Raw genomic sequence first — 2,422 nt, 5'->3', positions numbered from 1 at the left:
CTCCGTTAACCTAAGCATGGGAGTCACCCCCCATGCTGGGCTTCAGAACCGGACGTGAAAGTTTACCCTTCATCCGGCTCCTCTCCAAATCGACCCTTGTCATGGGTACTAAACTGAGTTGAAAGGTTGCCCTTGCCACCGTGTATCTGGTCGTGACAATGTAGGTGTACGGCAGCTAAATTTTCCAACCGATTGTCTCTATGATTTCCATTTTTGTGATGGATTTCGATGAGGTCATCTGGATGAAAATGTAGTCCACATTCGGCGCATTTTCCTTTTTGTTTTTTGATGGTAATAGTTACCTTCTTGGAAATTCCGGGATATTCGCCTTTACGTTTGCGACCGTATGTCCAGTTGCCATCGTAAGGTGAGGATTCACCCTTAACTTTGGTGTGTCGGGTAATTTTTGTATTGCTGTGTTTTGGTAGGACAAGCTTGTCGTTGCCAAAAGTCCAGTTTTTGTGTTTCTGGATGTGCCAGTATTTCCTGGCTATCCATTTCCCCGATTTTTTGGGATGTCTGAACTTACCCCAGCCTCGGAAGAGTTTCCCAAATAATTTATGGTCTAATTCTTCAAATGCTTCTTTGCTACAAGCCGAAGCATAGTAATTACACCAGCCTGTAATTATTGGAATCAGTTGTGAGATTAACTCTTCTTGTGTCGCACTTCGGCATTGAGTTATTTTCTTGGCCAGATTGCGATAGTGAGTTTTCACTTGCTCCGATGCTGGTCTGACGAGTGTTTTGAAACCAGTTTTAACTCCGTTGTTCTTGCCGCAGTTGTTTTTGCCAACCGGAGCGAATGTTGAATCCAACGAAGTCGAACCCCGGCTCGTCATTTCCCTCAATTTTGTTGAGGGTATGAGTGATTCGGGTTTGGCTTGGTTTCAATTCAAGGTCTAGGTCTGCTAGCCAATTTGAAGCTATTTCCTGACATTTCTCTATTGCTTGTCTATCAGGGTGCAAGATGACGAAATCATCGGCATATCTGATGACTTGGGGTTTCCACAAGTGCCATTTCCCATCAATTTTGACTAGGGTGGGAAAGGCATTTTTAATGATGGTTTCTAGACCGTGCAGGGCAACATTTGCTAATAAAGGAGAAATGACGCCGCCCTGCGGAGTTCCTTCTGACGTAGGAAAGAGGCTTCCTTGGTCTATTACCCCGGCTTTGATCCCGTCGCGTATTACTCGCTCAAATTTGGGAAATGTGTTTAGCTTCAACAGCAGTTTTTGATGGTTGATTTTGTCGAAGCATTTGGCAATATCTGCGTCCAAGACATATTTGGCTTTTTGGCAGATTGCCGTATGAATTGCTTCTACAGCATCCTGTGTAGACCTTCCTGGTCGGAAGCCGTAGGAGTTGGGTTCAAATAAGGCTTCCCATTCTGGTTCTATTGCCAGTTTGAGTAACGCTTGAGTTGCCCTGTCTCTCATTACCGGGATGCCCAAGGGTCGTTTTTCGTCTTTTCCGGGTTTTGGAATCCAAACCCTGCGTGTTGGCAATCCACTGGCTTTGATTTCCAGCGTGTTTACCATTTCTATGCGCTGTTTGGGCGTGAGGGATTTAATTCCGTCAATTCCGGCTGTTTTCTTCCCTTGGTTTTCCTGGGTAACTCGCCTGACGGCGAGACATTTTGCGTACCAGGATTTCGTCAATAGTCTTTGCAAACGATGGACTTTTTTGACATTTCCACATCTAGAAGCTTGATAGATTCTTTTTTGGAGCTTGAAGACTTTGACCTGGATTTTCTTCCAGGGTAAATCCTTCCATTCATACCTAATCGTTGGCGATTGGCTCATAACATGTTGACTCTACTCATTGACTCTATCTTTCGACTTGTAGTGGCTACGTCAGCGTATCCTTTGAATTACCAAAGGCGAAAGCTTCTTAGCCAATCCTTCCTTCTAAGTGCTTGCGGTTGATACCTACTCAGACAATCGACCTTGTTTGAGAGCTTTCTTAGAAGGTTATCCCGTTCCTGTTGTTCGTTTGGTGTTGGTTTTAGGATGTCACTGTCCACCGGGTTATACTGTGAGGGTGAAAGTTGCTAAGACTGTGATAGCAACCTCGGATAACCGTTACCTTTTGGTCTGGCTTATCAGTCTCTTTTAGCCAGTTACCTTTTTCGATAGATTAATGTGACTTCGCTGATGCTATCGATGACCAACTATGTTAGATGGGATTCTGAATGAGACTTCCAGTTACCACCGTTTATCCCCGCTTTACCCAGTTGATAATCAGTCGCCCAGATAGGGGATATACTGTCACCTTGTCACCACAAGGGGTAGGAATTACACCTACACGAACAACAAGTTGTCAAGGTACAGATGGAATGTTTGTCATTCCTTGTGTACGACTTGCCGCCAATCCTTGAGTATTTCTCTCATTTCTGGCTCACGGATCGCACCCTGCCTAAAG

Annotated in this window: 2 protein-coding genes; both read right to left on the bottom strand. The window is 44.7% G+C overall.

Annotated features, from left to right (window positions below; genetic code table 11):
• Nucleotides 1-62: 62 nt before the first annotated feature.
• Nucleotides 63-716 (bottom strand): group II intron maturase-specific domain-containing protein, encoded by a 654-nt coding sequence (locus MiSe_RS48615; RefSeq protein WP_226594648.1) that lies wholly within the window; start codon nt 714-716, stop codon nt 63-65.
• A gap of 40 nt (nt 717-756) precedes the next feature.
• Nucleotides 757-1,803, bottom strand: a complete 1,047-nt coding sequence (locus MiSe_RS48610) for a reverse transcriptase domain-containing protein (protein WP_226594646.1) — start codon at nt 1,801-1,803, stop codon at nt 757-759.
• Nucleotides 1,804-2,422 lie beyond the last annotated feature (619 nt).

The sequence above is a fragment of the Microseira wollei NIES-4236 genome, assembly GCF_020521235.1.
In the GTDB taxonomy this organism is placed as follows: domain Bacteria; phylum Cyanobacteriota; class Cyanobacteriia; order Cyanobacteriales; family Aerosakkonemataceae; genus Microseira; species Microseira wollei.
Note: the sequence above shows the minus strand (reverse complement) of the source record. Positions and strands in the feature narration are given on the sequence as shown.